The organism is Lutibacter oceani, assembly GCF_003384935.1.
Classification (GTDB): domain Bacteria; phylum Bacteroidota; class Bacteroidia; order Flavobacteriales; family Flavobacteriaceae; genus Lutibacter; species Lutibacter oceani.
Genome location: NZ_QTTQ01000009.1, coordinates 743,007 through 769,738 on the forward strand (window position 1 = coordinate 743,007; position 26,732 = coordinate 769,738).

General features: G+C 29.2%; 26 protein-coding genes and 1 pseudogene. 10 read left to right on the forward strand and 17 right to left on the reverse strand.

Features of this window, described 5'->3' with window-relative positions; all coding sequences use genetic code 11:
* Positions 1-34: 34 nt before the first annotated feature.
* Genes BX611_RS03335 through leuS form a run of 3 tightly spaced genes read right to left on the reverse strand, consistent with a single transcriptional unit; the run spans position 35 to position 3,905 of the window.
* Positions 35-784, reverse strand: a complete 750-nt coding sequence (locus tag BX611_RS03335) for a hypothetical protein (protein WP_115878058.1) — start codon at positions 782-784, stop codon at positions 35-37.
* A complete protein-coding gene (locus tag BX611_RS03340; protein ID WP_181897226.1) occupies positions 784-1,041 on the reverse strand; it encodes a SemiSWEET family sugar transporter in 258 nt (85 codons plus the stop codon). The genes BX611_RS03335 and BX611_RS03340 overlap by 1 nt, the downstream gene beginning before the upstream one ends.
* A gap of 50 nt (positions 1,042-1,091) precedes the next feature.
* A complete protein-coding gene (gene leuS / locus BX611_RS03345) occupies positions 1,092-3,905 on the reverse strand; it encodes a leucine--tRNA ligase (protein WP_115878059.1) in 2,814 nt (937 codons plus the stop codon).
* Between the two features lie 159 nt (positions 3,906-4,064).
* On the opposite strand from leuS, the gene BX611_RS03350 reads away from it, so the two are divergent.
* On the forward strand, positions 4,065-4,979 hold the full coding sequence (locus BX611_RS03350; RefSeq protein WP_147296392.1) for a DMT family transporter: 915 nt from the start codon (positions 4,065-4,067) through the stop codon (positions 4,977-4,979).
* Here BX611_RS03350 and BX611_RS03355 read toward each other — a convergent pair.
* A complete protein-coding gene (locus tag BX611_RS03355) occupies positions 4,971-5,900 on the reverse strand; it encodes a ketopantoate reductase family protein (protein ID WP_115878061.1) in 930 nt (309 codons plus the stop codon). The genes BX611_RS03350 and BX611_RS03355 overlap by 9 nt on opposite strands.
* 127 nt (positions 5,901-6,027) lie before the next feature.
* Here BX611_RS03355 and BX611_RS03360 point away from each other — a divergent pair, with 127 nt between their 5' ends.
* The 3 genes and pseudogenes from BX611_RS03360 (at position 6,028) to feoB (BX611_RS15270) (ending at position 9,931) form a co-directional block, all read left to right on the forward strand.
* The gene (locus BX611_RS03360) at positions 6,028-6,687 is read left to right on the forward strand and encodes a metal-dependent transcriptional regulator (RefSeq protein WP_115878062.1); all 660 of its coding nucleotides are present in this window, start codon (positions 6,028-6,030) and stop codon (positions 6,685-6,687) included.
* Positions 6,688-6,691: 4 nt separating this feature from the next.
* On the forward strand, positions 6,692-7,708 hold the full coding sequence (locus tag BX611_RS03365; protein WP_115878063.1) for a metal-dependent transcriptional regulator: 1,017 nt from the start codon (positions 6,692-6,694) through the stop codon (positions 7,706-7,708).
* Positions 7,709-7,713: 5 nt separating this feature from the next.
* Positions 7,714-9,931: pseudogene (gene feoB / locus BX611_RS15270) on the forward strand (ferrous iron transport protein B).
* 4 nt (positions 9,932-9,935) lie between these two features.
* On the opposite strand, the gene BX611_RS03375 reads toward feoB (BX611_RS15270), so the two are convergent.
* The 4 genes from BX611_RS03375 to BX611_RS03390 form a co-directional block, all read right to left on the reverse strand.
* Positions 9,936-10,052 carry a FeoB-associated Cys-rich membrane protein gene (locus BX611_RS03375; RefSeq protein ID WP_115878064.1) on the reverse strand — a complete coding sequence of 39 codons (117 nt, stop codon included), beginning with the start codon at positions 10,050-10,052 and terminating at the stop codon, positions 9,936-9,938.
* Complete coding sequence (feoB, locus tag BX611_RS03380) at positions 10,052-12,163, reverse strand: ferrous iron transport protein B (RefSeq protein ID WP_115878065.1); 2,112 nt, start codon at positions 12,161-12,163, stop codon at positions 10,052-10,054. Before feoB (BX611_RS03380) ends, BX611_RS03375 begins: the two co-directional genes overlap by 1 nt.
* 5 nt (positions 12,164-12,168) lie before the next feature.
* Positions 12,169-12,396, reverse strand: a complete 228-nt coding sequence (locus tag BX611_RS03385; protein WP_115878066.1) for a FeoA family protein — start codon at positions 12,394-12,396, stop codon at positions 12,169-12,171.
* A 70-nt stretch (positions 12,397-12,466) separates the two neighbouring features.
* Entirely contained in the window at positions 12,467-13,144 is a 678-nt protein-coding gene (locus tag BX611_RS03390; protein WP_115878067.1) for an SCO family protein, read from the reverse strand.
* Positions 13,145-13,305: 161 nt separating this feature from the next.
* On the opposite strand from BX611_RS03390, the gene rseP reads away from it, so the two are divergent.
* Complete coding sequence (rseP, locus tag BX611_RS03395) at positions 13,306-14,625, forward strand: RIP metalloprotease RseP (protein WP_115878068.1); 1,320 nt, start codon at positions 13,306-13,308, stop codon at positions 14,623-14,625.
* A gap of 93 nt (positions 14,626-14,718) precedes the next feature.
* The gene (locus BX611_RS15000; protein ID WP_162879996.1) at positions 14,719-14,859 is read left to right on the forward strand and encodes a hypothetical protein; all 141 of its coding nucleotides are present in this window, start codon (positions 14,719-14,721) and stop codon (positions 14,857-14,859) included.
* A gap of 47 nt (positions 14,860-14,906) precedes the next feature.
* Here BX611_RS15000 and BX611_RS03400 read toward each other — a convergent pair whose 3' ends face one another.
* A complete protein-coding gene (locus tag BX611_RS03400) occupies positions 14,907-16,448 on the reverse strand; it encodes a glycine--tRNA ligase (RefSeq protein ID WP_115878069.1) in 1,542 nt (513 codons plus the stop codon).
* Positions 16,449-16,557: 109 nt separating this feature from the next.
* The gene (locus BX611_RS03405) at positions 16,558-17,445 is read right to left on the reverse strand and encodes a hypothetical protein (protein ID WP_115878071.1); all 888 of its coding nucleotides are present in this window, start codon (positions 17,443-17,445) and stop codon (positions 16,558-16,560) included.
* A 190-nt stretch (positions 17,446-17,635) separates the two neighbouring features.
* Here BX611_RS03405 and BX611_RS03410 point away from each other — a divergent pair, with 190 nt between their 5' ends.
* From BX611_RS03410 to BX611_RS03420, 3 genes are all read left to right on the forward strand, one after another.
* Positions 17,636-18,322: a ComF family protein gene (locus tag BX611_RS03410; protein ID WP_115878073.1), complete on the forward strand. Its 687-nt coding sequence runs from the start codon at positions 17,636-17,638 to the stop codon at positions 18,320-18,322.
* Positions 18,323-18,404: 82 nt separating this feature from the next.
* A complete protein-coding gene (locus BX611_RS03415; protein ID WP_115878075.1) occupies positions 18,405-20,003 on the forward strand; it encodes an Ig-like domain-containing protein in 1,599 nt (532 codons plus the stop codon).
* Between the two features lie 33 nt (positions 20,004-20,036).
* On the forward strand, positions 20,037-20,837 hold the full coding sequence (locus BX611_RS03420; RefSeq protein WP_449405341.1) for a THC0290_0291 family protein: 801 nt from the start codon (positions 20,037-20,039) through the stop codon (positions 20,835-20,837).
* A gap of 6 nt (positions 20,838-20,843) precedes the next feature.
* Here BX611_RS03420 and BX611_RS03425 read toward each other — a convergent pair whose 3' ends face one another.
* Together BX611_RS03425 and BX611_RS03430 are read right to left on the reverse strand one after the other, a co-directional pair.
* Positions 20,844-22,079 carry a cation:proton antiporter gene (locus BX611_RS03425; protein ID WP_115878080.1) on the reverse strand — a complete coding sequence of 412 codons (1,236 nt, stop codon included), beginning with the start codon at positions 22,077-22,079 and terminating at the stop codon, positions 20,844-20,846.
* A gap of 1 nt (position 22,080) precedes the next feature.
* Entirely contained in the window at positions 22,081-22,536 is a 456-nt protein-coding gene (locus BX611_RS03430) for a DinB family protein (protein ID WP_115878082.1), read from the reverse strand.
* Between the two features lie 75 nt (positions 22,537-22,611).
* Here BX611_RS03430 and BX611_RS03435 point away from each other — a divergent pair, with 75 nt between their 5' ends.
* Entirely contained in the window at positions 22,612-22,941 is a 330-nt protein-coding gene (locus tag BX611_RS03435) for an arsenate reductase family protein (RefSeq protein ID WP_115878085.1), read from the forward strand.
* Here BX611_RS03435 and BX611_RS03440 read toward each other — a convergent pair.
* From BX611_RS03440 to BX611_RS03460, 5 genes are read right to left on the reverse strand one after another with little or no spacing between them, the layout of a single operon-like run.
* Complete coding sequence (locus BX611_RS03440; RefSeq protein WP_115878087.1) at positions 22,938-23,411, reverse strand: DUF4252 domain-containing protein; 474 nt, start codon at positions 23,409-23,411, stop codon at positions 22,938-22,940. The genes BX611_RS03435 and BX611_RS03440 overlap by 4 nt on opposite strands.
* Before the next feature lie 59 nt (positions 23,412-23,470).
* Positions 23,471-24,487 (reverse strand): DUF3089 domain-containing protein, encoded by a 1,017-nt coding sequence (locus tag BX611_RS03445; RefSeq protein ID WP_240324937.1) that lies wholly within the window; start codon positions 24,485-24,487, stop codon positions 23,471-23,473.
* 2 nt (positions 24,488-24,489) lie between these two features.
* Positions 24,490-25,092 (reverse strand): DUF4254 domain-containing protein, encoded by a 603-nt coding sequence (locus BX611_RS03450; protein WP_115878089.1) that lies wholly within the window; start codon positions 25,090-25,092, stop codon positions 24,490-24,492.
* A complete protein-coding gene (locus BX611_RS03455) occupies positions 25,089-26,090 on the reverse strand; it encodes a DNA adenine methylase (protein WP_115878091.1) in 1,002 nt (333 codons plus the stop codon). Before BX611_RS03455 ends, BX611_RS03450 begins: the two co-directional genes overlap by 4 nt.
* Before the next feature lie 5 nt (positions 26,091-26,095).
* Entirely contained in the window at positions 26,096-26,731 is a 636-nt protein-coding gene (locus BX611_RS03460) for a hypothetical protein (protein ID WP_115878093.1), read from the reverse strand.
* Between the last annotated feature and the right edge of the window lies 1 nt (position 26,732).

Here is a 26,732-nt window from a genome sequence, read left to right on the forward strand (position 1 = left end):
AAAAACATTTTAATTCATTAAATGAATTAAACTTTTACTTTTTTAATTTTCTTATGGTAGGTGATGTTAAATAAAACAGGAAAAATCCAGAAAAAATAGTTAATACTCCTAACGCAGAGAATATACGAAGCACCCAGTTTGTAATAATATCTCTAGTTGTATAATCCATAGTATGAAGCATCCATAAAAAATCAAAACGTCTCCAATTGTTATTTCTTACACTTGTAATTTGGCCCGATTCTGTAGAAATATATATGGTTGTTTGCGAAGGATGATCTAATGTAAAAGCATATGCCGGAAGTGGTTTTTCTCTATATTCGTGATGATTTCCAACGGTGTGTTTATCTAAAAATTCAGCTTTTATAATTGGAATGTGATTTTTTAAATGTCCTTCTACCAATTCAATGCATTCCTGTCCGGAAAATAATGGTCTTAGTTTTCCTGTTTCAGCAACTATTAATTGAACTTTTAATTGGTTGCCATCAAAATATTTTAATTGAGCGAACGGTTTTCCAAAAGCCTCTACTAAATTTATAGATTGAATAGAGTCAAAATTTACTAAAATTTTTAAGGAATCAATTCCCTTTTGAATTTGAGAAAAGTCAATGTTTTTAAAATATATTTTATCTTGTTTTAACAATGTTTTACCATGAACATCATCCATATTATTCCAACTAAAATACAAACCGCCAAGTGTCCAAAATAAAAATTGAATCCCCAAAAAAACACCCAAATAACGGTGGATTTTTCGAGCATTATAATTTATATTTTTTTTGAACTTCATTATTTGTATTTCAATTTTAGAATAATTAAAATCAGTGCTAAAAAACCTGTTGCTGTGTTAGATAAAATCATAGCTAAACTATTTAAATGAATTCCATAGACCAACCAAAGCATAATCCCAACAAAAAAAGCCAAATACATTGTTAAGGATAAACTTTCAGTATTTTTTGACTTCCACGCTTTATAAACTTGTGGCACAAAAGCCGAAGTTGTTAAAGTTGCTGCTATTAACCCTATTATTTCGTAAATATCAATCATTTTAATAGTTTTATAATGTTAATACTACTTCTGCAGGAACGACAACCAAATTACCCAACAATATTTACAATTTTACCTGGTACTACAATTACTTTTTTTGGTATTCTACCTTGTAATTGTTCTTGTGTTTTTTCATGAGCTATTACAGCTGCTTCAATTTCATCTTTACTTAAATCCAATGATAATTCTATTGTAAAACGCATTTTACCATTAAACGAAACCGGATAAACTTTACTACTTTCAACCAAATATTTTGAATCAAAAATTGGAAAATCCGCTGTGGAAACTGAGGTTGAATAACCTAATTTAGACCATAATTCTTCAGCAATATGAGGTGCATAAGGTTCAATAATAATTGCTAAAGGTTCTAAAATTTCACGTTTATTACATTTTAAAGCTGTTAACTCATTAACCGCAATCATAAATGTTGAAACCGAAGTATTGAATGAAAAATTTGCAATATCTTCTTCAACTTTTTTAATTGTTTTATGAAGCGTTTTAAACTCGTCTTTTGTTGGTGTTGCATCTGAAACTGAAAATTCACCATTTACAACATACAATTTCCACAATTTCTTTAAAAAACTATAAACTCCTGAAATACCTGAAGTTTTCCAAGGTTTCGATTGTTCTAACGGACCTAAAAACATTTCGAATAAACGTAAACTATCCGCTCCGTACTCTTCACAAATATTATCTGGGTTTACAACATTGTATTTAGATTTCGACATTTTTTCAACCTCGCGACCAACAATGTATTTTCCATCCTCTAAAATAAATTCAGCATCCTTATATTCTTCTCTCCAGTTTTTAAAAGCTTCCACATCTAATTCATCAGAAGTATTTACAAAAGAAACATCCGAATGAATTTGTTGTACTTTATAATCTTCTTTTAGTCCTTTTGAAACAAATTTATTTTCACCTTCAACTCTGTAAACAAATGCTGAAGTTCCAGTAATCATTCCTTGATTGATTAACTTTTTAGCATATTCATCGGTTGGTACAAAACCTTTATCAAACATAAATTTTTGCCAAAAACGAGAGTATAATAAATGTCCGGTTGCGTGTTCGCTACCACCAATATATAAATCAACATCCTGCCAATAATTAATCGCTTCTTTTGAAAACATTTCCTCATCATTTTGAGAATCCATATAACGATTAAAATATTGTGAACTTCCTGCCCAACCTGGCATTGTGTTTAATTCCAAAGGAAAAACAGTAATATTGTCAACCAAATCATTTGAAACAACTTTATTTTTTGAAGTGTCCCATGACCAAATGGTTGCGTTTCCTAACGGTGGTTTTCCATCTTCTGTAGGTAAATACTTTTCAACTTCTGGCAATACAATTGGCAAATACTGTTTGTCAATCATTTGCGGTAATCCATTTTTATAATACACTGGAAAAGGTTCTCCCCAATAACGTTGGCGACTAAAAACAGCATCGCGTAAACGGTAATTTATTTTTCCAAAACCAAAACCACGTTTTTCAATTTCGTGAATAATAGTTTTCATTGCCTTTTTATAGGTCAACCCATTTAAAAAATCGGAATTTGCAATTTTTACACCTTCTTTAGTAGAACAAGCTTCTTCAGAAATATCAACACCTTCAAATATATTTGGAATTTCTAAACCAAAATGCTTTGCAAACGCATAATCACGCTCGTCTCCACACGGAACAGCCATTACAGCACCAGTTCCATAACCAGCCAATACATAATCTCCAATCCAAATTGGAATTTTTTTACCGGTAAAAGGATGTAAGGCATATGCACCAGTAAATACACCTGAAATGGTTTTTACATCAGCCATACGCTCTAATTCACTACGTTTTGCAGTTGCTTTAACATACGTTTCAACAGCCTCTTTTTGTGCAGCAGTAGTTATTTTTGAAACCAATTCGTGTTCTGGAGCTAAGGTCATAAAACTTACTCCGTAAATTGTATCAGGACGTGTTGTAAAAACATCAATTTTATTTTCAAAACCATCAATATTAAAAGAAACCATTGCGCCTTCAGATCTTCCAATCCAATACGTTTGAGAATCTTTTAACGGTTGCGGCCAATCAATTTTGTCTAATCCATCCAATAAGCGTTGTGCATAGGCAGTAATTCTCATACTCCATTGCATCATTTTTTTACGAACTACCAAATGTCCACCACGTTCTGAAACACCGTTTACAATTTCATCATTTGCCAACACGGTTCCTAACTGAGGACACCAGTTAACTTCAGTTTCAGACAAAAATGTAAGTCTATATTTTAATAAAATATTTTGTTGTTCCTCTTCAGAATAGCTTTTCCAATCTTCAGCTGTAAAAATTTCAACCTCATCATCACAAACTGCATTTATTCTTCCATTTCCTTCAGCTTCAAAAACATTAATTAATTCAGATATGTCCCTAGCCTGATCAGCATCTTTACAGTAATAAGATTCAAATAATTGAATAAAAATCCACTGTGTCCATTTATAATAATTTGGATCTGAAGTTCTTACTTCACGAGACCAATCAAATGAAAATCCAATTTTATCAAGTTGTTTTCTGTATGTTTTAATATTAGCTTCGGTTGTAACTGCTGGGTGTTGCCCAGTTTGAATTGCATATTGTTCTGCAGGCAAGCCAAAAGAATCGTAACCTTGTGGGTGTAAAACATTAAAACCTTTGTGACGTTTATAACGCGCATAAATATCAGATGCAATATAACCTAATGGATGCCCAACGTGTAACCCTGCACCTGATGGGTATGGAAACATATCTAATACGTAAAACTTTGGTTTATCCGATTTGTTTTCCGCTTTAAAAGTTTGGTTGTCAGCCCAATATTTTTGCCATTTTTCCTCTATTTCTCTAAAGTTGTATTCCATGCTTGCTATTCAAATTTTAAAAGCGCAAAGTTACGTTTTAAAAAGAAAACTATAAAATGTTTATATTTAATTAATATCATTTGCATTTACATACAACATTTAGCTATTTGTTTGCAAGTAATTTGTACTTTTCACATTCAAAAAATCAAACTAAAAACCTTGGGTAAAAATACTACAAAAGCACATCTTGCCTTGCTGGGCGCAAATTTAATTTATGGTGCTAATTTTTTAATTGCTAAAGGAGTTATGCCTAATAAAATAGGACCTTCTGCATTAGTTTTATTAAGAATAATTGCTGCAGGTTTACTGTTTTGGATTGTAAAACAATTTGTAAAAGAAAAAGTTGAAAAAAAAGATCTTATACTTTTAGCATTTTGTGGATTGTTTGGAATTTCAACCAATATGCTGCTATTTTTTCATGGCCTAAGTTTAACATCTCCAATTGATGCCTCAATAATTATGACTACTACTCCTGTAATAGTTCTTGTTTTAAGTGTTTTTCTTTTGAAAGAACGAATTACAACTTATAAATACTTAGGAATATTAACTGGAGGTATTGGTGCTGTTCTTTTAATTTTATACGGGAAAAGTGCTGAAGGTACCAGCTCCTTTTTAGGAAACCTTTTTGTTTTTTTAAACGCCTGTTCTTATGGATTGTATTTGGTTTTGGTAAAACCTTTAATGAAAAAATACAAAGCTATTACAGTTATAAGTTGGGTGTTTCTTTTTGGGCTTATATTTGTTTTTCCATTTGGAATAAATGATTTGTTAAATACAGATTTTAGTGCGTTTACTACAAATACTTATCTTGCTATTACTTTTGTTATTATTGGCACCACTTTTTTAACTTATTTATTTAATATTTATGCTCTTAACTTTGTTTCCCCATCAGTTAATGGAAGTTATATATACCTGCAACCTGTATTAAGTTTTATAATGGTTAGTATTTATGCATATGCAATGGGACACAAGGAATATGCTCAAGACATCAACTTAATAAAATTATTCAGTTGTTTTTTGGTAATTATTGGTGTTTATTTAATTAGTAAAAAGCCAAAAAAGAAATTAATTTAAATTTCTAGCTTTTTTTTCTTGAGGTAATAAACAGTAATAAATAAATGAATTTACAGGGGTTGGAATTCCTAATTCTTTTCCCATTCTTACAATTGTTCCGTTTTGAGCCTCCAATTCAGAGGGTTTTCCATCTAAAACATCCCTTTGCAATGAAGATGTGGCATCAAACGGTTGAGATGCTATAATTTGAAATTGTTTTTCAATGGTGTCTTCTGGTAAATAAACACCTTTTGCCAAAGCAATACTTTCAATTTCTTTAGCGGTTTGAAACATCATTTTCTTTATTTGAGGTATTGCAATCATTTCACCTAAAGTTGCCCTGGTTAAAGCTCCAATTGCACTTATTGTTGAAATAAATAAAAACTTAGTCCAAATTTCTTTTTGAATATCTTCCGCTAATATTGTTTTAATTCCAGCATTTAAAAAAAGCTGTTCAAGTATTAAAGCTCTTTTAGACTTCTTATTGTCTAATTCCCCAAATACTATAGTTGGTTCGTAAGAAATGTGATTTATAACTCCGTAATCTTCTATTTTACTAATTACTTTACATAATCCTCCTAAAACGTGTTTTTTATCAATAATTCCACATAAAATTGATGCATTTTCAGCTCCATTTAACAATGAAATTACCATCGTATTTGAGTTTAGAGCAGGTTCTATTTTTTCCGAAACCTCAGCCAACTGCCAAGTTTTAACACAAATTAAAATCAAATCAATGTTTTTAACTTCAGAAATTTCAGATGTGGCTTTTGCTGGATATACTAAATAATCTCCTTTTATACTTTTTAGCTGTAATCCGTTTTTTTGTATTGCTTCTAAATGCTTCCCACGCGCAATAAACGTAACGTTATTTCCAGCTTCAACCAAGCGCGCTCCAAAATAACCACCTACTCCTCCTGCACCATAAATTACTATATTCATACAAACATCTTTTAATTCAAAAATACAATTTTTTAAGCTTTTATTTAAAAGAATCCTATATTAAACATATTTATTTTTAGAGTAGTCTAAATTTATGATTATATTTGTCTAAATAAATTGTTTTAACATGTTATCACACACCGAAGAAAATTATTTAAAAGCTATTTTTAACTTAGAATTATCCCATTCTAAAAATGTAAGCACAACTTTAATTGCAAAAAATTTACATACAAAAGCTTCTTCCGTTACTGATATGATTAAAAAATTAGCAGAAAAAAATTTAGTTAATTATCAGAAATATAAAGGAGTTACCACTACTACTGAAGGTAAAAAAAGAGCTATAAAAGTAGTACGAAAACATAGATTATGGGAAGTATTTTTAGTAGAAAAATTAAATTTTAATTGGGATGAAGTACATGAAATTGCTGAACAATTAGAACATATTGAGTCTGATGAGTTGATTGAAAGGTTAGACACCTATTTAAATTATCCTACAAAAGACCCACATGGAGATCCAATACCTGATGCAAAAGGAAAAATGAGAGCTGAAAAAGCTATTTTACTGAGTAACGCCAATAAGGATATTTTGTATAAAATTACTTGTGTAAAAGACAATTCGAGCGCCTTATTACAATTTTTAGATAAACATGCTTTAAATATTGATTCAGAATTAACCGTGTTGGATAAATTCGATTTTGACAATTCAATAACCGTAGAATTAAACAATGGAAATAATCTCACATTATCGCATAAAATATGTACAAATGTATTTGTAACTATAAAATAACACCATGACAAACCCAGTAACATCTTTAATTGTATTTGGAATTGTAGTAGTACTCCTTTTCCTTTTATTTTACCCTAAAAGTGGTTTTTATTGGAGAATAAAAACAAGCTTTAAAAACGACACAAAAATACTTATTGAAGATATTTTAAAAAAACTATACCATGCTGAAGATAATGGTAACACTTTAAATAGCAATGACATCATAAATTCCTTAAACAGTAGTCCAAAAAAAATACTGGAAACTATTGCCGAAATGGAAAACAAAGAACTTATAAGCTTTGAAAATGGGGATATAAAATTAAATGATTTAGGAATGGACTATGCACTTAGAGTAATAAGAGTCCATAGATTATGGGAAAAATACCTTTCAGAAAAAACAGGTTTCGATAAAAAAGATTGGCACGAAATAGCCGAAAAAATGGAACACAAACTTGATTCTTTACAAGCGAAAGAACTAGCAATTAATTTGGGAAACCCAAGATTTGACCCGCACGGAGATCCAATTCCTACAGAAACAGGTGAAGTTGAACCCATTAATGGTAAACCACTTCCAACATTTTCCGAAGGAACTATTGGTAGAATTATTCATATTGAAGATGAGCCTGAAATTATTTACAAGCAAATATTAGCAGAGGATTTACATATTGGATCTCATATTCATATTATTGAAAACAACGAAAAAAGAATCATTTTTCATTCAGAAGGTGAAGAATTTATTTTAGCTCCTATTGTAGCTAATAATATTACAATTTTTGAATTACAAAAAGAAGAAATTTCAGAAGAAAATACCTTTAGACTTTCAAAATTAAAAAAGAATGAACACGCTAAAATAATAGGAATTTCAGGTGAGTGTAGAGGAGAGATACGAAGAAGATTACTTGATTTAGGCTTTGTAATAAACACTAAAATTGAAGTAGATTTAACAAGCCCAATGAATAATCCAAGAGCTTATTTAGTTAGAGACACATCTATTGCAATACGTAATGAACAAGCCAAATTTATACTAATTGAAAAAAAATAAAAATCATGCAAAAAGTAACAAATAGTGCTTGTGAAGGTTGTGAGTTAAACCAAGCATCCAATCTAAAAAAATTGGGAGTAAATATTGAAGACAATAACTATGTAGTTGCATTGGCAGGAAATCCAAATACAGGAAAAAGTACAGTTTTTAACGCATTAACTGGATTAAAACAACATACAGGAAATTGGCCGGGAAAAACGGTTACAAGAGCCGAAGGAGGATATCGCTATAATGAAAAGAAATACAAATTAGTTGATTTACCGGGTACATACTCATTACTTTCCACTTCACAAGATGAAGAAGTTGCACGAAATTTTATATTATTCGGCAAACCCGATGTTACCATAATTGTTGTTGATGCAAGCAGGCTAGAACGCAACCTAAATTTAGTTTTACAAATATTAGAAATAACAGATAAGGCCGTTTTATGCTTAAATTTAATGGATGAAGCTAAACGCTTGGAAATTGAAATTGACGACCGAACCTTAGCACGTGATTTAGGAATTCCAGTTGTTCCAACCAGCGCAAGATCTAAAGAAGGAATTCCTGAGTTATTAAAAATTGTACACCAGGTTGCAACTGGTGAAATTAAATGTAAACCTCATCGTATAAAAAACGTTCCAAAAAATATAAATAATGCCATTGAAAAATTACGTTTGGAAATAGAAAAGGAATATCCAAATGTACCAAATAGCAGATGGATTGCACTTCGCTTATTAGATGGTGATGAACGTATTATTGAGGCTGTGAAAACAGGTGAATTTATTACTGAATAATTTAATTTTTGAAAGTAGCCTAAGAACTAAAATAATGAAAACGAATAAAATATTAAACATAAGTAACGATTTAAGGTGGCAAATTGGTGAAGGATTTCATGATAAATTAACAGAAGGAATTTATTCAGATGCCGCAACAATTGCTCAAAATTCTGTACAAAAAAAAGGAGATGCAAAACGCTTTAGGTTTGACAGAAGTTTAGATAAAATTGTTACCAGTAAAGTTTGGGGATTCCCTATAATGATATTAATCCTTTCTGTTGTATTATGGCTAACTATAATTGGAGCAAATTACCCATCTGGGTTACTTTCAGATTTATTAATAGGAAACATATATCCTTGGTTAAAAACAATTGGTGAATCAATAGGGTTTCCTTGGTGGTTAAGTGGTTTTTTATTTGATGGCGTTTACCTTGCATTGGCTTGGGTAATTGCAGTAATGCTCCCTCCAATGGCAATATTTTTCCCTCTTTTTACCTTACTTGAAGATTTTGGATATTTACCTAGAGTAGCTTTTAATTTAGACCACTTGTTTAAAAAATCAGGGGCTCACGGAAAGCAAGCATTAACAATGAGTATGGGTTTTGGTTGCAATGCAGCCGGTGTAATTGCTACTCGAATTATTGATAGCCCAAGAGAACGTTTAATTGCAATAATTACAAATAATTTTTCTTTATGTAATGGACGTTGGCCAACTCAAATTTTAATTGCCTCTATCTTTATTGGGGCATTAGTACCTGAAAATTTTGCAGGTGCAATTTCTACATTTGCAGTTATTAGTATTGCATTGTTGGGTATATTTTTCACATTTATGGTGTCTTTATTTTTATCAAAAACAATGTTAAAAGGAGAAGTATCTTCTTTTACTTTAGAATTACCACCATACAGACCACCAAGATTTTGGAAAACTATTTATACTTCATTAATTGACAGAACGTTAATTGTTTTGTGGAGAGCTTGTGTATTTGCTGCTCCTGCAGGAGCCGTTATTTGGTTAATTTCTAACGTATTTATTGGAGATTCTAATATCGCGAATTGGATGATTATACATTTAGATGGTTTTGGTATTCTTTTAGGTTTAAATGGAGTTATTTTATTGGCATATATTGTAGCAATTCCTGCAAATGAAATTGTAATTCCAACTATACTTATGTTAACCGTAATGAGTGCTTCTATTACTGGAGTAGGAAGTGGAAATGGGGTAATGTTTGAATTGGATTCTATAAATGCAACTGGAGAAATATTAAAAGCTGGAGGTTGGACACTATTAACGGCAATTAACTTAATGTTGTTTAGCCTGTTACACAATCCTTGTAGTACAACTATTTACACCATTTATAAGGAAACAAAAAGTGTTAAATGGACAACTGTAGCAAGTATTTTACCTATTATTTTAGGATTTATAGTTTGTTTTATTGTTGCTCAGGTTTGGAGAATTTTAATGTAAAAACTTAATGGCAATTACAATTTGAACTGCAATTACCTGCTTTTTTAGATTTAAAGAAGTAGGTTTTAATTAAAAATGCGATGGCTATACCAAGTGCTATGTAAACTAAAATATCTTGCATTAACTAAAAATATTAAATGCGACAACTGCTGAAATATATGCTAAAATTCCCATACCTACTAATTGTAACATAGGCCATTTCCAACTGTTGGTTTCTCTTTTAACAATTGCCAAGGTACCAATACATTGCATGGCAAAGGCATAAAATAGTAATAATGAAACCCCTGTCGGAAAATTAAATCTTTTTTCACCAGTATCAGGATTAATTTCTGCTGCCATTCTTTGTTTAATAGTTCCCACATCTTCGCCATCACTATCTACATTATAAATAGTAGCCAATGCACCTACAAAAACTTCACGGGCTGCAAATGAACTAATTAAGGCAATTCCTATTTTCCAATCGTAACCCATAGGTTTAATTACAGGCTCAATGGTTTTTCCCATATAACCAATATAAGAGTTTTCTAATTTGTATGAAGCTATTTTCTTTTGAAGTTCTTCTTTAGAAAGATCTTTATTTTCAGTTTTTTCAGATACTGTTTGCTCTGCATTTTTAAAAGATGCTGGTCCATTTGATGCTAAAAACCACAATACAATTGAAAGTGCTAAAATAATTTTACCTGCACCAAAAACAAAAGCCTTAGTTTTTTCAATAACTTCGTATACTATATTTTTTATTGAAGGAATTTTATAGTTAGGCATTTCTATAACAAACAAACTTTTATTATTTATTTTTAATACTTTATGTAATAAAATAGATGATAAAATTGCTGCTGTAAATCCTAATAAATACAATGCCATCATTGTTAAACCTTGTAAATTAAGAATACCTAATACTGGTTTATTAGGAATAATTAAAGCAATTAAAATAGCATATACCGGCAACCGAGCAGAACATGTTGTAAATGGTACCACTAAAATAGTTATCAATCGCTCTTTCCAGCTACTAATATTTCTTGAAGCCATTATTGCCGGAATGGCACATGCAGTACCTGAAATTAATGGAATTACACTCTTACCACTCATCCCAAATTTTCGCATTATTTTATCCATTAAAAATACTACGCGGCTCATATAACCCGTTTCTTCTAAAATTGAAATAAATGTAAATAAAATTGCAATTTGCGGAATAAAAATTACAACACCGCCAATACCTGGTATAATTCCTTCTGCAATTAAATTGGTGAAAGTACCTGGAGGCATAACTGTTTTTACCCAAGAACTTAAACTTGCAAAAGCACCATCAATTATATCCATTGGGTAGCTTGCCCAGTCAAAAATACCTTGAAAAATGAATAATAATATCAAGGCAAATATCACATATCCAAATACTTTATGTGTTAATATTCTATCTAAAACTCCCCTTAAATCAGTTGCTTTTGTGGTATCAACAATAAAAGATTCTTTTAAAATTTCGTTAATTATTTGATACCTTAAAATAGTTTCTTTGTGTTGGTATCTCTTAATACAATCTAAATCTTCTCTAAATTTTAATACTAATTTCTGTTCCTTTTCAGTTAAAAAATCAAATTCTTTTTTTTGAGTAATTAACAACCAAGATTTATATAAAGGGAATTCTTTAAATGCGCTTTTTAATTTGGTGAAATATTCTTTATCAATTCTTTCAGAAATATTACTAATTGGTGTAATATCTAAATTTTTATAATTTAAAATCGCCAACTTAATTTCTTCAATACCAATTCTTTTTCGTGCACTTGCTAACACAATTTTTGTTTTTAATTGTGCTTCTAACAATGGTACATTTATTTTAATTCCTTTGCGTTCCATTTGGTCTACCATATTGATAACCAAAATTGTAGGAATTTTTAAATCTTTTATTTGAGTAAATAAAAGTAAGTTTCTTTTAATATTTTCAATATCAACAACAACTACAATTACATCAGGAAAAGTTTCGTTTTTTTCATTTAATAAGGTATCCAAAACCAACGTTTCATCCATTGAAGTTGGGTTGATACTGTAAGTACCTGGCAAATCTGTAACTTCAGCTTTAACAGTTTCATTTAACTTGCAGATACCCTGTTTTTTTTCAACAGTTATACCTGGATAGTTTCCAACTTTTTGTTTTAAACCAGTAAGTTGATTAAATAATGAGGTTTTTCCTGTATTTGGATTTCCAATTAAAGCAACTTTTACAACCTTGTTAATACTCATTTTTGTTAGTAGTTAACAATCGTTATTTTTTCAGCAGTTTCTTTTCTAATAGCTAAATGGCTTCCGTTTACTTTAATATATAAAGGATCTTGCATTGGGGCTTTTTGAATTAATTGTACCTCAATACCAGGTAAACACCCCATTTCAAGCAATTTTAGTGGAATATTGTCTAAACAAAGTTTTTCTATAAAAGCTTTTTCTCCAATTTGTAAATTTGCAATAGTTTTAAACATTATTAAGACTGATTATAAATAATGAGCAAATATACTAAATTAGAATGATTCTAAACTATGACATTTATCATTAATCTTTAGAATTGTGTTGGAGTATTTTTATATCGGTTATTAATCGTTGTATATCCTCACTATCTGTACCATCATAAAAACCTCTTATTTGTCTTTTTTTATCAACCAAAATAAAATTTTCAGTATGAATAAAATCTTGTAAGCCACCATCTCCTTCATCTAAAACTGCAAAATAACTTTTACGAGCCAATTCATAAATATGCTTTTTAGAACCCGTTGTAATATTCCATTTTCCATCGATTACACCTTTTTTAATGGCATATTCTTTTAATACAGAAACGCTATCTATAACAGGAGTTACGGAATGTGATAAAAACATAATAGCATCATCATTTTTAAAAACCTCTTGTAATTTCCCAATATTATTTGTCATTACAGGGCAAATAGTCATACATCTGGTAAAGAAAAAATCTGCCACGTAAATTTTGTCTTTATAATCTTCCTGGGTAATAGTTTCTCCATTTTGATTAATTAACTTAAAATCCGCAACTTTATGATTGCGTCTAATATGTACAACACTTTCATCTACTAATTTTGGATTTACATCAGAAGGATTGTAAACTGGTAATTTTTTTTCAGGGGTTAATAAAGAATATATAGCATAAATCATTATAAATGAGAATATTGCCATAACTATTAAAGTAGGTATCGATTTTTTAAAGAATTTTAAATCCATTTTATTTACAAAATTAAAACACAAATTTAGCACAAATAGTAATTATAGTTGCTTAAGTGTTTTAAAACTTTGTTAAAACACTTAATTAGTCAATTAATCATTTTTTAAAACTGTATTTAAAACCGTACATTTGTGCGATTTTAGATTTTGAAAAGACATTTATGGAAATATTAATAAAGGCTTCACAGTTTATTTTAAGTTTATCGTTTTTAATTGTATTGCACGAATTAGGACATTTTATTCCTGCAAAAATATTTAAAACACGTGTTGAAAAGTTTTATTTATTTTTTGATTACAAATTCTCTTTACTTAAAAAGAAAATTGGAGAAACCGAATACGGAATTGGTTGGATTCCTTTAGGTGGATATGTAAAAATATCTGGTATGATTGACGAAAGTATGGATACCGAACAAATGAAACAACCTGCTCAACCTTGGGAATTCAGGTCTAAACCGGCTTGGCAACGCTTAATTATTATGCTGGGAGGTGTAATTGTAAATTTTATTTTAGGAATTCTAATTTACATTATGATCACCTTTGTTTGGGGAATTGATTTTGTAAAACCAGACTCAATAAAAAATGGTTTTGCAGTTCACGAAACATTTAAAGAATTTGGGTTTAAAGATGGTGATAAAATTACCAAATTTAATGGTGAAGTTCCTTTAGATGTAACTGATGTTAACAAACATTTATTTTTAAGAGGAATTACTTCTTTAGAAGTTATTCACGAAGATGGTATTACTGAAACAATTGCTATTCCTGAAGATATTGGAAGTATTATGTGGGAAAAAGGTGTAATGGAGCCTTTTAGCGCCAGAACAATACCTATAATTGATACTGTTGTAGTTGGTTCTCCTGCTGAAAAATTTGGAATTTTAAAGAACGACAAAATAATTGCTGTAAATAATACACCGGTTTCTTACTGGCAAGAATTTTCTATGTTAGCTTCAAAAGCAACAGAAGAAAAATTAACACTTGATGTTGAAAGAGATGGAGTAATAAAAAGCATTTCTATTGTTCCAAATGAAGACAAAACTATTGGTGTTTCAAATTACCTACAAAGAGGGTTTTCCATAGATCATAAAGATTATTCATTTTTAGAAAGTATTTCAAAAGGAAACTCTTTAGCTATTTGGACATTAAAAGATTATATCACCCAATTTAAATATGTATTTACTAAAAAAGGAGCTACAAGTATTGGTGGTTTTATTGCAATTGGAAATATTTTCCCTTCAACTTGGAGTTGGAAATCTTTTTGGGGAATTACAGCATTTTTATCAATTATGTTAGGTTTTATGAACCTATTACCAATTCCCGCTTTAGATGGTGGCCACGTGGTATTTACTTTGTATGAAATGATTACAGGTAGAAAACCAAATGACAAATTTTTAGAATATGCTCAAATTACTGGATTTATTCTATTAATAGCCTTACTACTTTTAGCGAATGGAAATGATATTGTAAAGCTATTTAGTAATTAAAACATACGATTTAATTTACGATTCTTATCCTGAGATGGGTGTAAATAATTCAAATAATGATGAAACTGACTTTGCATTAGTTTTTCTGTTGAAGTGAAATTTATAACCACTAATGAATTTATTTTTGAAATATATGGTGATGCGGGTAAAAATTTATTAAATGACAATGCAATAGATGTTGTTCCTAGGTTTGGTTTAACTTTAGGAAAACGTATTTTAAAAAATACAGCATAAAAAAAGCCGAGCTAATGCTCGGCTTTTTTTATGTATAATTAATTGGTTTACATTTTCATCAACCAATTTTTCACATCAACTTCTTCTTTAATTATTTCTTTTAATTCCGAAATTTTAACACGTTGTTGTTCCATACTATCTCTGTGCCTAATTGTTACAGTATCATCGTTTAAAGTTTCGTGGTCTACTGTAATACAAAAAGGAGTTCCTGCAGCATCTTGTCTTCTATAACGTCTTCCAACGGCATCTTTTTCATCGTATGTTACACTGAAATCCCATTTTAAATCTTCAACAATTTTACGAGCAACCTCAGGCAAACCATCTTTTTTAACCAAAGGTAAAATAGCTGCTTTAGTTGGAGCTAATACTGATGGCAATTTTAAAACAGTTCTTGTTGTTCCGTTTTCTAATTCCTCTTCTTGTAAAGAATGTGAAAAAACAGCTAAAAACATCCTATCTAATCCAATAGAAGTTTCAACCACATAAGGAACATAACGCTCGTTTAATTCTGGATCAAAATATTGTAATTTTTTTCCTGAGAATTTTTCGTGGCTCGATAAATCAAAATCAGTACGCGAATGAATTCCTTCTAATTCTTTAAATCCGAACGGAAATCTAAACTCAATATCAGCAGCAGCATCAGCATAATGCGCTAGTTTTTCGTGGTCATGAAAACGGTAATTGTCTGCGCCCATTCCTAAAGACAAATGCCATTTTAAACGCGTTTCTTTCCATTGTTCATACCATTCTTTTTGCGTACCAGGACGCACAAAAAATTGCATTTCCATTTGTTCAAATTCACGCATACGAAAAATAAACTGACGTGCAACTATTTCATTTCTAAACGCTTTACCGGTTTGAGCAATTCCAAAAGGAATTTTCATTCTACCCGTTTTTTGAACATTTAAAAAGTTTACAAAAATACCTTGAGCAGTTTCTGGACGCAAATATAAATCCATTGCAGTATCTGCTGAAGCTCCTAATTTGGTACCAAACATTAAGTTAAATTGCTTTACATCTGTCCAGTTTTTAGAGCCTGACAATGGACAACCTATTTCTAATTCTTCAATCAATAGTTTTACATCCGCTAAATCTTCGTTTTCTAAAGATTTACCCATACGTTGTAAAATTGCATCACCTTTTTCTTTATAGCCTACTACTCTTGGGTTCGTTGCTAAAAATTGTTCTTTATCGAAAGATTCGCCAAAACGTTTTGCTGCTTTTGCGACTTCTTTTTCAATTTTAGCATCCAGTTTACCAACATAGTCTTCAATTAAAACATCTGCTCTATATCTTTTTTTGGAATCTTTATTATCTATTAGAGGGTCATTAAAGGCATCTACATGGCCAGAAGCTTTCCAAGTTGTTGGGTGCATAAAAATTGCAGCATCTAAACCAACAATATTTTCATGCATTTGCACCATTGCCTTCCACCAGTAATCTCTAATATTTTTCTTTAACTCAACACCGTTTTGAGCGTAGTCGTAAACTGCGCTTAAACCATCATAAATTTCACTAGATTGAAATACGTATCCGTACTCTTTTGCATGTGAAACTACTTTTTTAAATTGATCATCTTGATTTGCCATTTTGCAAAAGTAATAAAGCTTTTATTACTAAAAAACAAAAAAGTGGAAATAGCCGAAACTATTTCCACCTAACTAACATTAAATAATACTAATTTGGAGTTATCAATTTTTACTTTAACGTAATTTGAGTTACTCCTACAATTCTATTTTCTACAAAAATATTTATTGCATAAACGCCTCTTTCAATTAGTTCACGATCAACTTCAACCAAAGAAACAACGTCTACAGCTTCATTTAAATAATTTATTGTTGTAGCATCGCTATAATTAATTTCTTTACCTTCAGCTAAAGCTAATATGCCTTTACTTGCAACTGTTTCTCCTGTTGTTACATCAACAATTTGAATATAAACCGGACGCTCACCTTGTTCAGAAATTTCATTTTTTGCTACCGTAAAGTTAATTCTAAATGCATCTGTATTTCTTGCTCTTGAAGTTTCAACTAATTTTCCATTAGTTCTTTCACGCATTGCCAACACTTTTGCTGAATTTACTTTTAACATGGAGCCTATTGCTACTTTTTCAGCTAAATTTTGGTTTTTCATGGATAGTGTATCATTTACTGCAAGTTGCCTTGAAATATTAACTCTTGCACTATCTAAATTTACAGTTAATATGTTATTTACTCCGGTTAAGGAATCTGTCATAAAAAACAAACGTCTGTTAGTTTCTTCCAATTTTGCAATTTGCTTTTTATACCTGAATATTAAATTAAGATTTGTGGCTTTTAATCCTTTTATAGAATCTCGCAAGGCAATTATTCTATCTCTTTCAAAAGCTAATTCATTAGACATTGATGTGTTTTGACCTATAGCATCTTCATACTTAACAATCATGTTATCTAAATTCTGTTCTATTTCTTCTTTTTCTACTGTAATGGCATCGGTTAACTTTTTATGTTCATTCTTATTATAAAAAGTATATGCTAAAGCTGCTACTAATAATAGTGCTAAAACTATTACAATAGCCTTACTGTTTGATTTTTTATTTTCTTCCATCGGTTAAATTTTAGGGGGTTGTTTTTTAATTGAACGTAAAACGCTAAATTAAATTATAATTATTAATAAATAAATTTTGAGGATTCTTTTTATTGAGGAATATAAAGTTAAAAATTTATTTTTATAACTCAATATTTTTTTAAAAATATTTTGATTGATTTAAATCTTTTTTTAACTTAACCAAAAAGCTATGAATTTTCTTAAAGAAATATTTAATATTTTCTATCCTGAAATTTGTTTGTGTTGCAAAGATCCACTTACAGCACATGAACAAACTATTTGTTTAAATTGCAGGCACGACTTGCCCTTAACCAATTTTACTGAAGAAAAAAATAACTTAGTTGAAAAAATATTTTATGGAAGATTTCCAGTTGAAGAGGCTACTAGTTTATTCTACTTTTTAAAAAAAGGGAATGTTCAACAATTAATGCATGAATTAAAATACAAAAGCCAACAACAAGTTGGTACCCTAATTGGAGATTGGTTGGGAGAAGAAATTAAAGATTCAAAGAGGTTTAAAAATATAGATTGTATTATTCCTGTTCCGCTTCATAAGAAAAAGCAAAAAAAAAGAGGTTACAATCAAGTTTCAACTTTTGGTAAAAGCTTATCACAAAAGTTAAATATTCCTTTTTATGAAAATATTTTAATTAAAACTTCTGCAACTAAAACCCAAACTAAAAAAGTACGTTTTGATAGATGGAAAAATGCTGAACATCAATTTATGATTAAAAATACAGAGCTCATTAAAAATAAACACATACTATTAATTGATGATATTATAACCACTGGTGCAACTCTTGAAGCTTGTTTAAATACAATAGGAAACACAAATAACACCAAAGTAAGTATTGCTAGTATGGCTTATACTAAATAAAAACTGCAAAATTATAATACATAAATAATTAGTGCGTTTTTTAAATAAAATAATTGTTATTTTGTAACCAAAATAAATTTATATGAGGTTATCTTTATTTAAGTTATTAAGTATTTTATTACTAATGAGCTTCTTTTTTAATTGTGCAAGAAGAGGAACTCCAACTGGTGGACCAAAAGATTCAATTCCACCAATTTTAATTAAAGCAATTCCTGTAAATGAGACTGTTAATTTTAAAGAAAATAGAATAAAAATTTATTTTGATGAGTATATAAAATTAAAAGATGTAAAAACTCAATTAATTATTTCACCTCCGCAAAAAAACGAACCTATAATTACTCCGGTAGGTACGGCTAGTAAATTTATTTCAATAAAAATTTTGGATACTTTAGATGCTAATACCACATATTTATACAATTTTGGAAATAGCATTGTTGATAATAACGAAGAAAATAAACTCGGAAATTTTAAATATGTTTTTTCTACTGGAACTTATATAGATTCATTAATTGTAAGTGGAGAAGTTACTGATCCAACAGTTAAAGAAACTTCAAAAAATCTGGATGTAATGTTATACGAATATGATAGCGCATTTACAGATTCAGTAATTTTTAAACAAAAACCAAGATATATCTCAAATACATTAGACAGTAGTTTGTTTGAAATAACAAACATCCGATCTGGAAAATACTTGCTTATTGCTTTAAAAGATGCCAACAATAATAAAATTTATGACCCTGAAGTTGATAAAATAGGCTTTGTAAAAGATACTTTAAAGCTCCCAACCGATAGTGTTTACAATATTTCAATTTTTAAAGAAATTCCTAAACTAAAAGTGTTAAAACCGAAAGAAGTAACCAAAGGACATTTAATATTTGGATTTAAAGGAAAAGCAGAAGATTTAATTATAAACCTCTTATCTGAAACACCTGAGAATTTTAAATCTGAAATTAATTATGAAGTTGATAAAGACACCATAAATTATTGGTATACACCTTTTGAAGCAGATTCATTAAATTTTTCAGTTTCAAAAGGAGATTATACAGAAGAATTTACAGCAAACCTTAGAAGTTCAAAAATCGATACCTTAAAAATTAATAATACCGGTAAAACATTAAACTTAAGAGATACGTTTGCAATTTTAAGCAATACACCAATTATTAAGGTTGACACTTCATTAATTACAATAACAGATCAAGACACTTTAAATGTTAGCTTTAAAACTATTTTGTCAAAATCTAAAAACAAACTGTATTTAAATTTTGATAAAAAACCAGCTTTTAATTATACTATTGAAGCACTACCAAATGCAATTACAGATATTTATGAAATGGGAAATGACAGTATATTGCTAAAAACACAAACAAAAACTATTGAAGATTATGGTATTATAAATGTTGATATTGTAAGCTCTAAAAAAACAGCATTTATAGTTGAATTATTAGATAGTAAGAATGCTATTATTAGAACTGCAAAGATTGATAAACCTGAAATCATTAAATTCGAATTATTAGAACCTGGTAATTATTTTGTAAGAGTTACCATAGATGAAAATAATAATGGTATTTGGGATACCGGTAATTTTTTGGAAAAACGGCAGCCAGAAACTATTATATTTTTTGATAAAAATCTTGAACTAAGAGCAAACTGGGATATTAATGAGACTTTTATTGTCAAATAATTTAGTACATTTGATAAATCAAACCCCAAAAAATTGAATAAAATCTTCAAAATAGAAACCCTCATTTTTAGTTGCCTATTTATGGTAAATATCTTTGCTCAAGATGAAAGCAGCCATGAAATTGGCTTTATTTCAGGGTCTGCATCATTTACAACAGATTATGGTGAAAGAAATAATTTTCAAAGTAATGTTGGTGGAAATGTTGGTTTTGGATTTGGAGCTGTTTACTACCTAAACTTTACGGACTATAGATATAGATGGAACCAGCGTACAAATTATTGGGCTGAGCATTTTAGAGTTAGAGCTGAACTTTCTTATATGTCTGCAAAACTTGACCATTTTGGACAATGGGCAGAGGATTATACCGGTGATTTAGGCGGAAAATTACGCGCTCATCATGGTAAAACCTACTTATTAAACGTAGGTGCTCAATTAGAATTTCATTGGGTTGATATTGTGGATTTTGGTTCGAGAAGAATTCCAGACTTACAATGGTCACCATATTTAAGTGGCGGTGTATTTGTAGATTTTTACAACCCTTCAATTTATTCAGATTTAGGTGATTGGAGAGATGAAGGTATTTTGTATCCAAAATGGGATCCAACAAAATATCCAGATGCTGCTAGGGTAACCCCTGGAATTACAATGTCTGCAACTTTAGGAGTTGGTACAAGAAAAAAATTAGGGTATTATTCAGATTTATTAATTGAATCTCGTTGGCAGTATTTTTTCTCTAACTATGTAGATGGTTTAAATGCCAGACAAGCCCCTGAAAACAAATATAACGATTGGCTATTATGGATTCATGTGGGTTATATTTACTACCTGAATTAGTATTATTTATTGGCTGAATTTATTAATTAATTTCCCTACGGTTAATCCTTGTACTATTATTGAAAAAACAACTATTATATAAGTAATTACCAAAAATAAATCTCGATGCATTTCAGCTGTTAAACTTAAAGCCAGTGCTATTGAAATTCCACCTCGCAAACCTCCCCAAGTCATTATTAAATTTGTTTTTGGAACAAAATCTAATTTTTTAGCATATAATTTAATAGGTAACATTAACGATAAATAACGTGCCAATAATAAAGTTGGAATTAAAAGTAAACCAGCTAAAATATAATGATTATCAAAAGTAAGAATTAGAATTTCCATACCAATAAGAACAAACAAAATTGTATTTAAAAGTATATCTATCAACTCCCAAAACTTATCTACATATTGTTCGGTTATTTTACTCATAGATGTTTCTCTAACAGTATCGGTTCCAACAATTAAACCAGCTGTTACCATTGCTAATGGCGCTGATAAATGAAGGGATTGAGCTAAAACTGTACCCCCCATAACTGCCGCAATTGTTATAATTACTTCCACATCATAATCATCAATGGATTTTAACAATCGGTAGGTAATCCAGCCTAATAATAATCCTAAAGCAATACCTCCTACCACTTCAATTAAAAACATTTCAGCTACATGACCAAAAGTAATATTTTCACCACCTTTTGCAATTTCATAAATGGTTAAAAAAACTACAACCCCTACTCCATCATTAAACAAAGATTCTCCAACAATTTTAGTCTCCAGTTTTTTAGGTGCTCCTACTTGTTTTAAAATTCCTAAAACTGCAATTGGATCTGTGGGTGATATTAATGCCCCAAACAGTAAACAATAAATAAAATCAATATCCAGATTTATTAATTTTAATAAAAAATAAGAAAAAACACCAACCAAAAAAGTGGAAGTTAATGTGCTGAAAGTAGCAAATGTTAAAATTGGTTTTCTTTGAACCTTTAATTGCTGAAAATTAGTATGTAAAGCACCTGCAAAAAGTAAAAAACTTAGCATGACATCCAACAATACAGTTTCAAAATCGATATGAGAAATTAATAACTTTTCTTGTTCTAATAAAGTATCATTAAACATACTTGAAGCTAAAACCAGCAATGTAAAAATAATGGTAATTACCATTAAACCAATGGTTGTTGGCAGTTTTAAAAAACGCACATTTAAATACCCAAATAGTGCTGAAATAACTATCAATATTGAAACTATACCAAATAAACTCATTCTATATAAATTTTAATAATTGAAGAATTACACCAAGGTGGATTCCTTCATGATACAAATTAAATGATACTGCTTCATTTATATTGTTTAAAGTTACATTAATACTTGTAGTATAAGAAGTATAATCTTTAAAAATTCCAGCATTATAATCTTCTTCAAGTTTTATAGGTAATTGAATAAAAAGCGCTTTAATTTTTTCAAATTCTTCCAAAGAAACTAGGTAACTTGGAGATGATCCTTTTTGAAAATTTTCAATCATTTTATCTGAAACCAAGCATTTTAATCCAGATAATTTATAACATAATAACTGCTGCGTTACCACTAAATGAGTAAAATTCCAAGCAATATTATTTTTAAATCCTTTTGGTATATTATTTAACTGTTCAATTGTTAAGTTTTCAATTTTACTTAATAAAAATTTTCTAGTTTGAAGTAAATCATCAAAATTCTTTTGCATTATACATTTTTTAAAATTTATTCAAATTTAAAATAAAATCATAGTAAATTTACTTTTAAACATTATTTAATGAAGATGAAAAAAATATATTATCTAAAAACGTGTGACACCTGTAGAAGAATTTTAAAAGAAATGGACACAACCGGTTTTGTTTTACAAGAAATTAAAACTGAACCAATAACCGTAAAACAGCTTGAAGAATTGTTTGCACTAACAAAAAGTTATGAAGCTTTATTTAGCAAACGCGCAAAAAAATACAAGCAAATGGATTTAAAAAATCAAAGCTTAACTGAAAAAGATTACAGACAACTTATTTTAGATGAATATACTTTTTTAAAACGTCCTGTAATAGTTGTTAATAACAAAGTTTTTGCTGGAAATACTAAAAAAGATATTACTGCTTAATTACTTGTTATTTTAATATTATTCTTTTCAATAATAGTTTCAAAATCACTATTAGAAATATTAGTTTTTAAACCTAGTAACACGTAAGAATCATCACTTTTAATTTTTAATACCATTTCTTTAATGGTATTATTATTTTCTAAAAAGAAAAATTGAATGGTACTTCCGCTATCATTTACTCTAAAAATTGAGGTGTATTTTTTACGTTTTATAAACCTCTCAAATTTTTTATCTAATGAAGCAGTTTCATTAGCAAATACCATTACTTTATAATGTTTTACTTTTTTAAATAAATCCTCGTATTCTTTTATATCGTCTTTTGGTATAAAAATATTTGCAAAAAAAGCTGGAGTACTTATTGAAAAATCTGATGATTTTTTATTTTCACTATAGAATGAATGAAACGATGATTTTGTTGCACAAGAAACCGATAAAAAGGCAACTACTAAAATTAAACTAAATTTTTTCATAAAAAAGCGTTTAAATTATGACGACTAAACACCTTTTTTGTTACTATTTAAATTTATTTCTAATCTTTAAAATACGATTTAACTCTTAGTAATGCATTTTCATTAATATCCTCCCAAAATAAATTAATATCTCCAACGTGATAACTCTTTTTCCCTAAAACAAATATTTTATATGGAAAATGAGGCAAACTAATCCATAAAATTCCATCTTTTACAAATACCTCCAAAGCCTGTTCATATAATTTATTATTACTAAATAAAAATCCTTTGTGATCCATTCTGTCCGAAGAAATATTTGAATTCCAAGAAATTGGATTAGTAACTACAGCATTTTTAAATAATTTGTCATAATTTTTTGGATAATAATTTTTCTTAAAAGTATTCCAGCTTACAAATCCACCTACTTCAGTTGGACTGGTCATAAAATCAATAGTGGAAAATTCATCTTTTTTAATAGCAATTCCAGGTATATATGCTGCAACTAATTGTTTTTTTAGTGGCTTTCCATCAAAAAAATCTTTTAATAAACGAATCGCATGTGTTGTTCCCTGGCTATGTGCTGCAATTATAATTGGTCTGCCTTTATTGTATTTTTTTAAATAAATTTTAAAAGCATTTTTAACATCACTATATGCTAAATTCAATGCAGAACTTCCTCCATTTTCCATATTGGAATAAGACCTTAAATGCGCTTGCCTATAATAAGGCACATATAATTTTCCAACATTTACAAAAGCTGAAGCTTGAAATTGTACTGCCGTATTAATTACCTTTTCATTTTGTATTTCATCTTCAACAGGAACATTCCAACGTAAATCGCGCTTTTTAATATTTAGAGTTGGGTAAATATAAAACACATCAACAGGCAAACTATCAATTTTGACTTCAAAAGTTAATAAACTTTTAGGGTAATTAGAAGGTAAAACAGCCCAAGTTACCTCATTATTATAATTCGGCACTTGGGGTTTAGATTGTGTAGAAAAAACAGGCAATACATTACTTTTGCAACTAATTAATTCAACAAAAAATAATGCTGCAAAAAATATTTTAAGCCATATTCCCTTTATTTTAAACAATTTTATTTCTTTTTATATAACATTGGGTTGGTATTCTCATCATTATACATTTTCATTTGCTTGTACACTTTTACATATTTTTCACCAGTAGCAAAATCGTTCAACAAATCGTCAATTGCAGTTGATAAATCCACACGTTGTTCTAATAAAACATTTAATTTTTCCTGACATTTTGCTCTATGCTCATCTGAAGCAGATTCACGTGTTGCTTCTTCGTTCATGTGATAAATTTTTAAAGCTAAAATAGAAAGTCGGTCAATTGCCCAAGCTGGAGTTTCAGAATTAATTTTTGCTGCTTTTTTAACTTTTACATCTTTAAATTTATCCAAAAAATAACTGTCAATATATTCAACCATATCCGTTCTATCTTGGTTAGAGGCATCAATTTTACGTTTTAAAACTAATGCTTCAATTGGATCAATATCTGGTAAACGAATTATATCTTCATAATGCCATTGTACGGTATCTATCCAACTTTTTCTGTACAATAAATGTTCAAAAGAAGTTTTGTTAAATGGATTTTCAAATGGTTGATCAACACTATCTAAAATGTGATATTTTTTAATTACTTCATCAAAAAGTTCGTTGTATTTTTTTGCACTCATAATTGTTTTTCTAAAATATGTAAATATTCAACTGTTGCAGTTGCTTTGTGATTCCTATTTTCAGTTTTATCAGCCTTAAAACGTTGGTAATTAATTGTTTTTAAACTGTATTTTCCGTAAGCCGCCATTATTGTACTCACTTCATTTTCAGTCATTAAACCTTCGTTATTATAGCTTAAAAAAATGTATTTAAAGTTAGCATTTTTTATTAATTCCTCGAAGGAATTCTTTACTTCATTTTTCTTACAATAAGAAGATCTGTAATAAGTTCTTAATCCTGTTTTTCCTTGTGGTTCAAAATTATCATACTTAGCAATAGTGGTTAATAAATGGTAATTTGAACCATATTGACGCGCATTGTATGGCGGGTCTAAATACAAAATATCACCTTTTATTTTTTTTATTAACCCGTTTGCATCTTCATTAAAAACTTGATGTTTACTTTTTGTTTCAACAAATAATGCAGGTTTTAATTCCAGTGTTTTTTTTGCTGATAGTTTAATGTGTTTTAAATAAGCTCCATAAACCGATGCGGTGTTTGCAACTTTATCAGCGCTTTCGATTAAAGAAGTTAATAAGAAAAAATATAAATTTTCATCTATTTTATTTTGAAATTTCCAGTTTTCAATTTCTTTTCTAATAGCATCTATTTTTTTTCCATTTTCTTCAGAAAAATACAGTCTGCCTTCCTTTCCTTTTTCAGAATAATTTTGAAAAACAAAACCCTCTACACCTTCTAAATTATTTAAAGCATTTATAAAACTAGCATAATTATATCTTTCATAATTTCCAATATAATTTCTATTCAAAACATAACTGTAAAACTCCACATCGTTAGCTATTACTTGTTTTACAAAGGGTTTAAAAGTTCTACCAACAATTCCTGTACCTGCAAACAAATCACAAAAAACCAGGCTTGTTAAATCAGCACCAACAGTATTGGAAATTGTTTCCTTTATAAATTTGGATAGTTTATGTTTAGAACCTATGTAATTCACTTAATTTATTTTATTGCCCAAATTATATCAGATTTTACAACTTGGTTTTGAAAGTAAAAACTTTCTAAATTTTGAGCATCAAAAGTACTTAAATAAGTTGAAATAATTTTTTGAAGCCACAAAATCTCAGCTTTTAATTTCCAGTTTTCAGTTGGATTGCTAAAATTTAATACAATTATAAACAAGCGATTTTTAAAATGCTCCCTTTTTTGATTACTCTGGTTTTTATACAACCATTCAACCAATTCTCTTTTATGCTCAACAGCATAAGGAACTGATTTTGAAAAACCTTTTGGAAAAACAGTTGTTTTATGATCAAACGGAATGGTTGAAATATAAAAATCTGTGTATTTATCTTTTGAATTTTTATGTGCGGTTACATTTTTATGCTCGCAAAAAATAGTTTCAATGGCTTTAGCAGACCAAAAATTAAACCACCTATTTAGGGCATAATTTTTAAGGTCGTTATATTTTAAATTATTACAAAAGTTACTTTCTATTTTCTCTATAAGTTCTTTAAATAAAAAAGTTTTGTAAATAAAATTTGTTTGTTTATCAAAATCATCTGTTTGTTTTCTTCCCCAAGTATATGGAAAATCTAATCTTTTTTTAAGTTCTTTTTCAAGCAAATTATAATTCATC

Excerpts from the sequence above, each read along its gene's own strand:
- BX611_RS03375 (WP_115878064.1), bottom strand. The coding sequence starts at position 10,052 with ATGCAAGATATTTTAGTTTACATAGCACTTGGTATAGCCATCGCATTT.
- BX611_RS03340 (WP_181897226.1), bottom strand. The coding sequence starts at position 1,041 with ATGATTGATATTTACGAAATAATAGGGTTAATAGCAGCAACTTTAACA.
- BX611_RS03460 (WP_115878093.1), bottom strand. The coding sequence starts at position 26,731 with ATGAATTATAATTTGCTTGAAAAAGAACTTAAAAAAAGATTAGATTTT.
- BX611_RS03390 (WP_115878067.1), bottom strand. The coding sequence starts at position 13,144 with ATGGATTTAAAATTCTTTAAAAAATCGATACCTACTTTAATAGTTATG.
- leuS (WP_115878059.1), bottom strand. The coding sequence starts at position 3,905 with ATGGAATACAACTTTAGAGAAATAGAGGAAAAATGGCAAAAATATTGG.
- feoB (WP_115878065.1), bottom strand. The coding sequence starts at position 12,163 with ATGAGTATTAACAAGGTTGTAAAAGTTGCTTTAATTGGAAATCCAAAT.
- BX611_RS03415 (WP_115878075.1), top strand. The coding sequence starts at position 18,405 with ATGAGGTTATCTTTATTTAAGTTATTAAGTATTTTATTACTAATGAGC.
- BX611_RS03335 (WP_115878058.1), bottom strand. The coding sequence starts at position 784 with ATGAAGTTCAAAAAAAATATAAATTATAATGCTCGAAAAATCCACCGT.
- BX611_RS03450 (WP_115878089.1), bottom strand. The coding sequence starts at position 25,092 with ATGAGTGCAAAAAAATACAACGAACTTTTTGATGAAGTAATTAAAAAA.
- BX611_RS03360 (WP_115878062.1), top strand. The coding sequence starts at position 6,028 with ATGTTATCACACACCGAAGAAAATTATTTAAAAGCTATTTTTAACTTA.
- rseP (WP_115878068.1), top strand. The coding sequence starts at position 13,306 with ATGGAAATATTAATAAAGGCTTCACAGTTTATTTTAAGTTTATCGTTT.
- BX611_RS03405 (WP_115878071.1), bottom strand. The coding sequence starts at position 17,445 with ATGGAAGAAAATAAAAAATCAAACAGTAAGGCTATTGTAATAGTTTTA.
- BX611_RS03425 (WP_115878080.1), bottom strand. The coding sequence starts at position 22,079 with ATGAGTTTATTTGGTATAGTTTCAATATTGATAGTTATTTCAGCACTA.
- BX611_RS03440 (WP_115878087.1), bottom strand. The coding sequence starts at position 23,411 with ATGAAAAAATTTAGTTTAATTTTAGTAGTTGCCTTTTTATCGGTTTCT.
- BX611_RS03365 (WP_115878063.1), top strand. The coding sequence starts at position 6,692 with ATGACAAACCCAGTAACATCTTTAATTGTATTTGGAATTGTAGTAGTA.
- BX611_RS03430 (WP_115878082.1), bottom strand. The coding sequence starts at position 22,536 with ATGCAAAAGAATTTTGATGATTTACTTCAAACTAGAAAATTTTTATTA.
- BX611_RS03400 (WP_115878069.1), bottom strand. The coding sequence starts at position 16,448 with ATGGCAAATCAAGATGATCAATTTAAAAAAGTAGTTTCACATGCAAAA.
- BX611_RS03385 (WP_115878066.1), bottom strand. The coding sequence starts at position 12,396 with ATGTTTAAAACTATTGCAAATTTACAAATTGGAGAAAAAGCTTTTATA.
- BX611_RS03410 (WP_115878073.1), top strand. The coding sequence starts at position 17,636 with ATGAATTTTCTTAAAGAAATATTTAATATTTTCTATCCTGAAATTTGT.
- BX611_RS03435 (WP_115878085.1), top strand. The coding sequence starts at position 22,612 with ATGAAAAAAATATATTATCTAAAAACGTGTGACACCTGTAGAAGAATT.
- BX611_RS03355 (WP_115878061.1), bottom strand. The coding sequence starts at position 5,900 with ATGAATATAGTAATTTATGGTGCAGGAGGAGTAGGTGGTTATTTTGGA.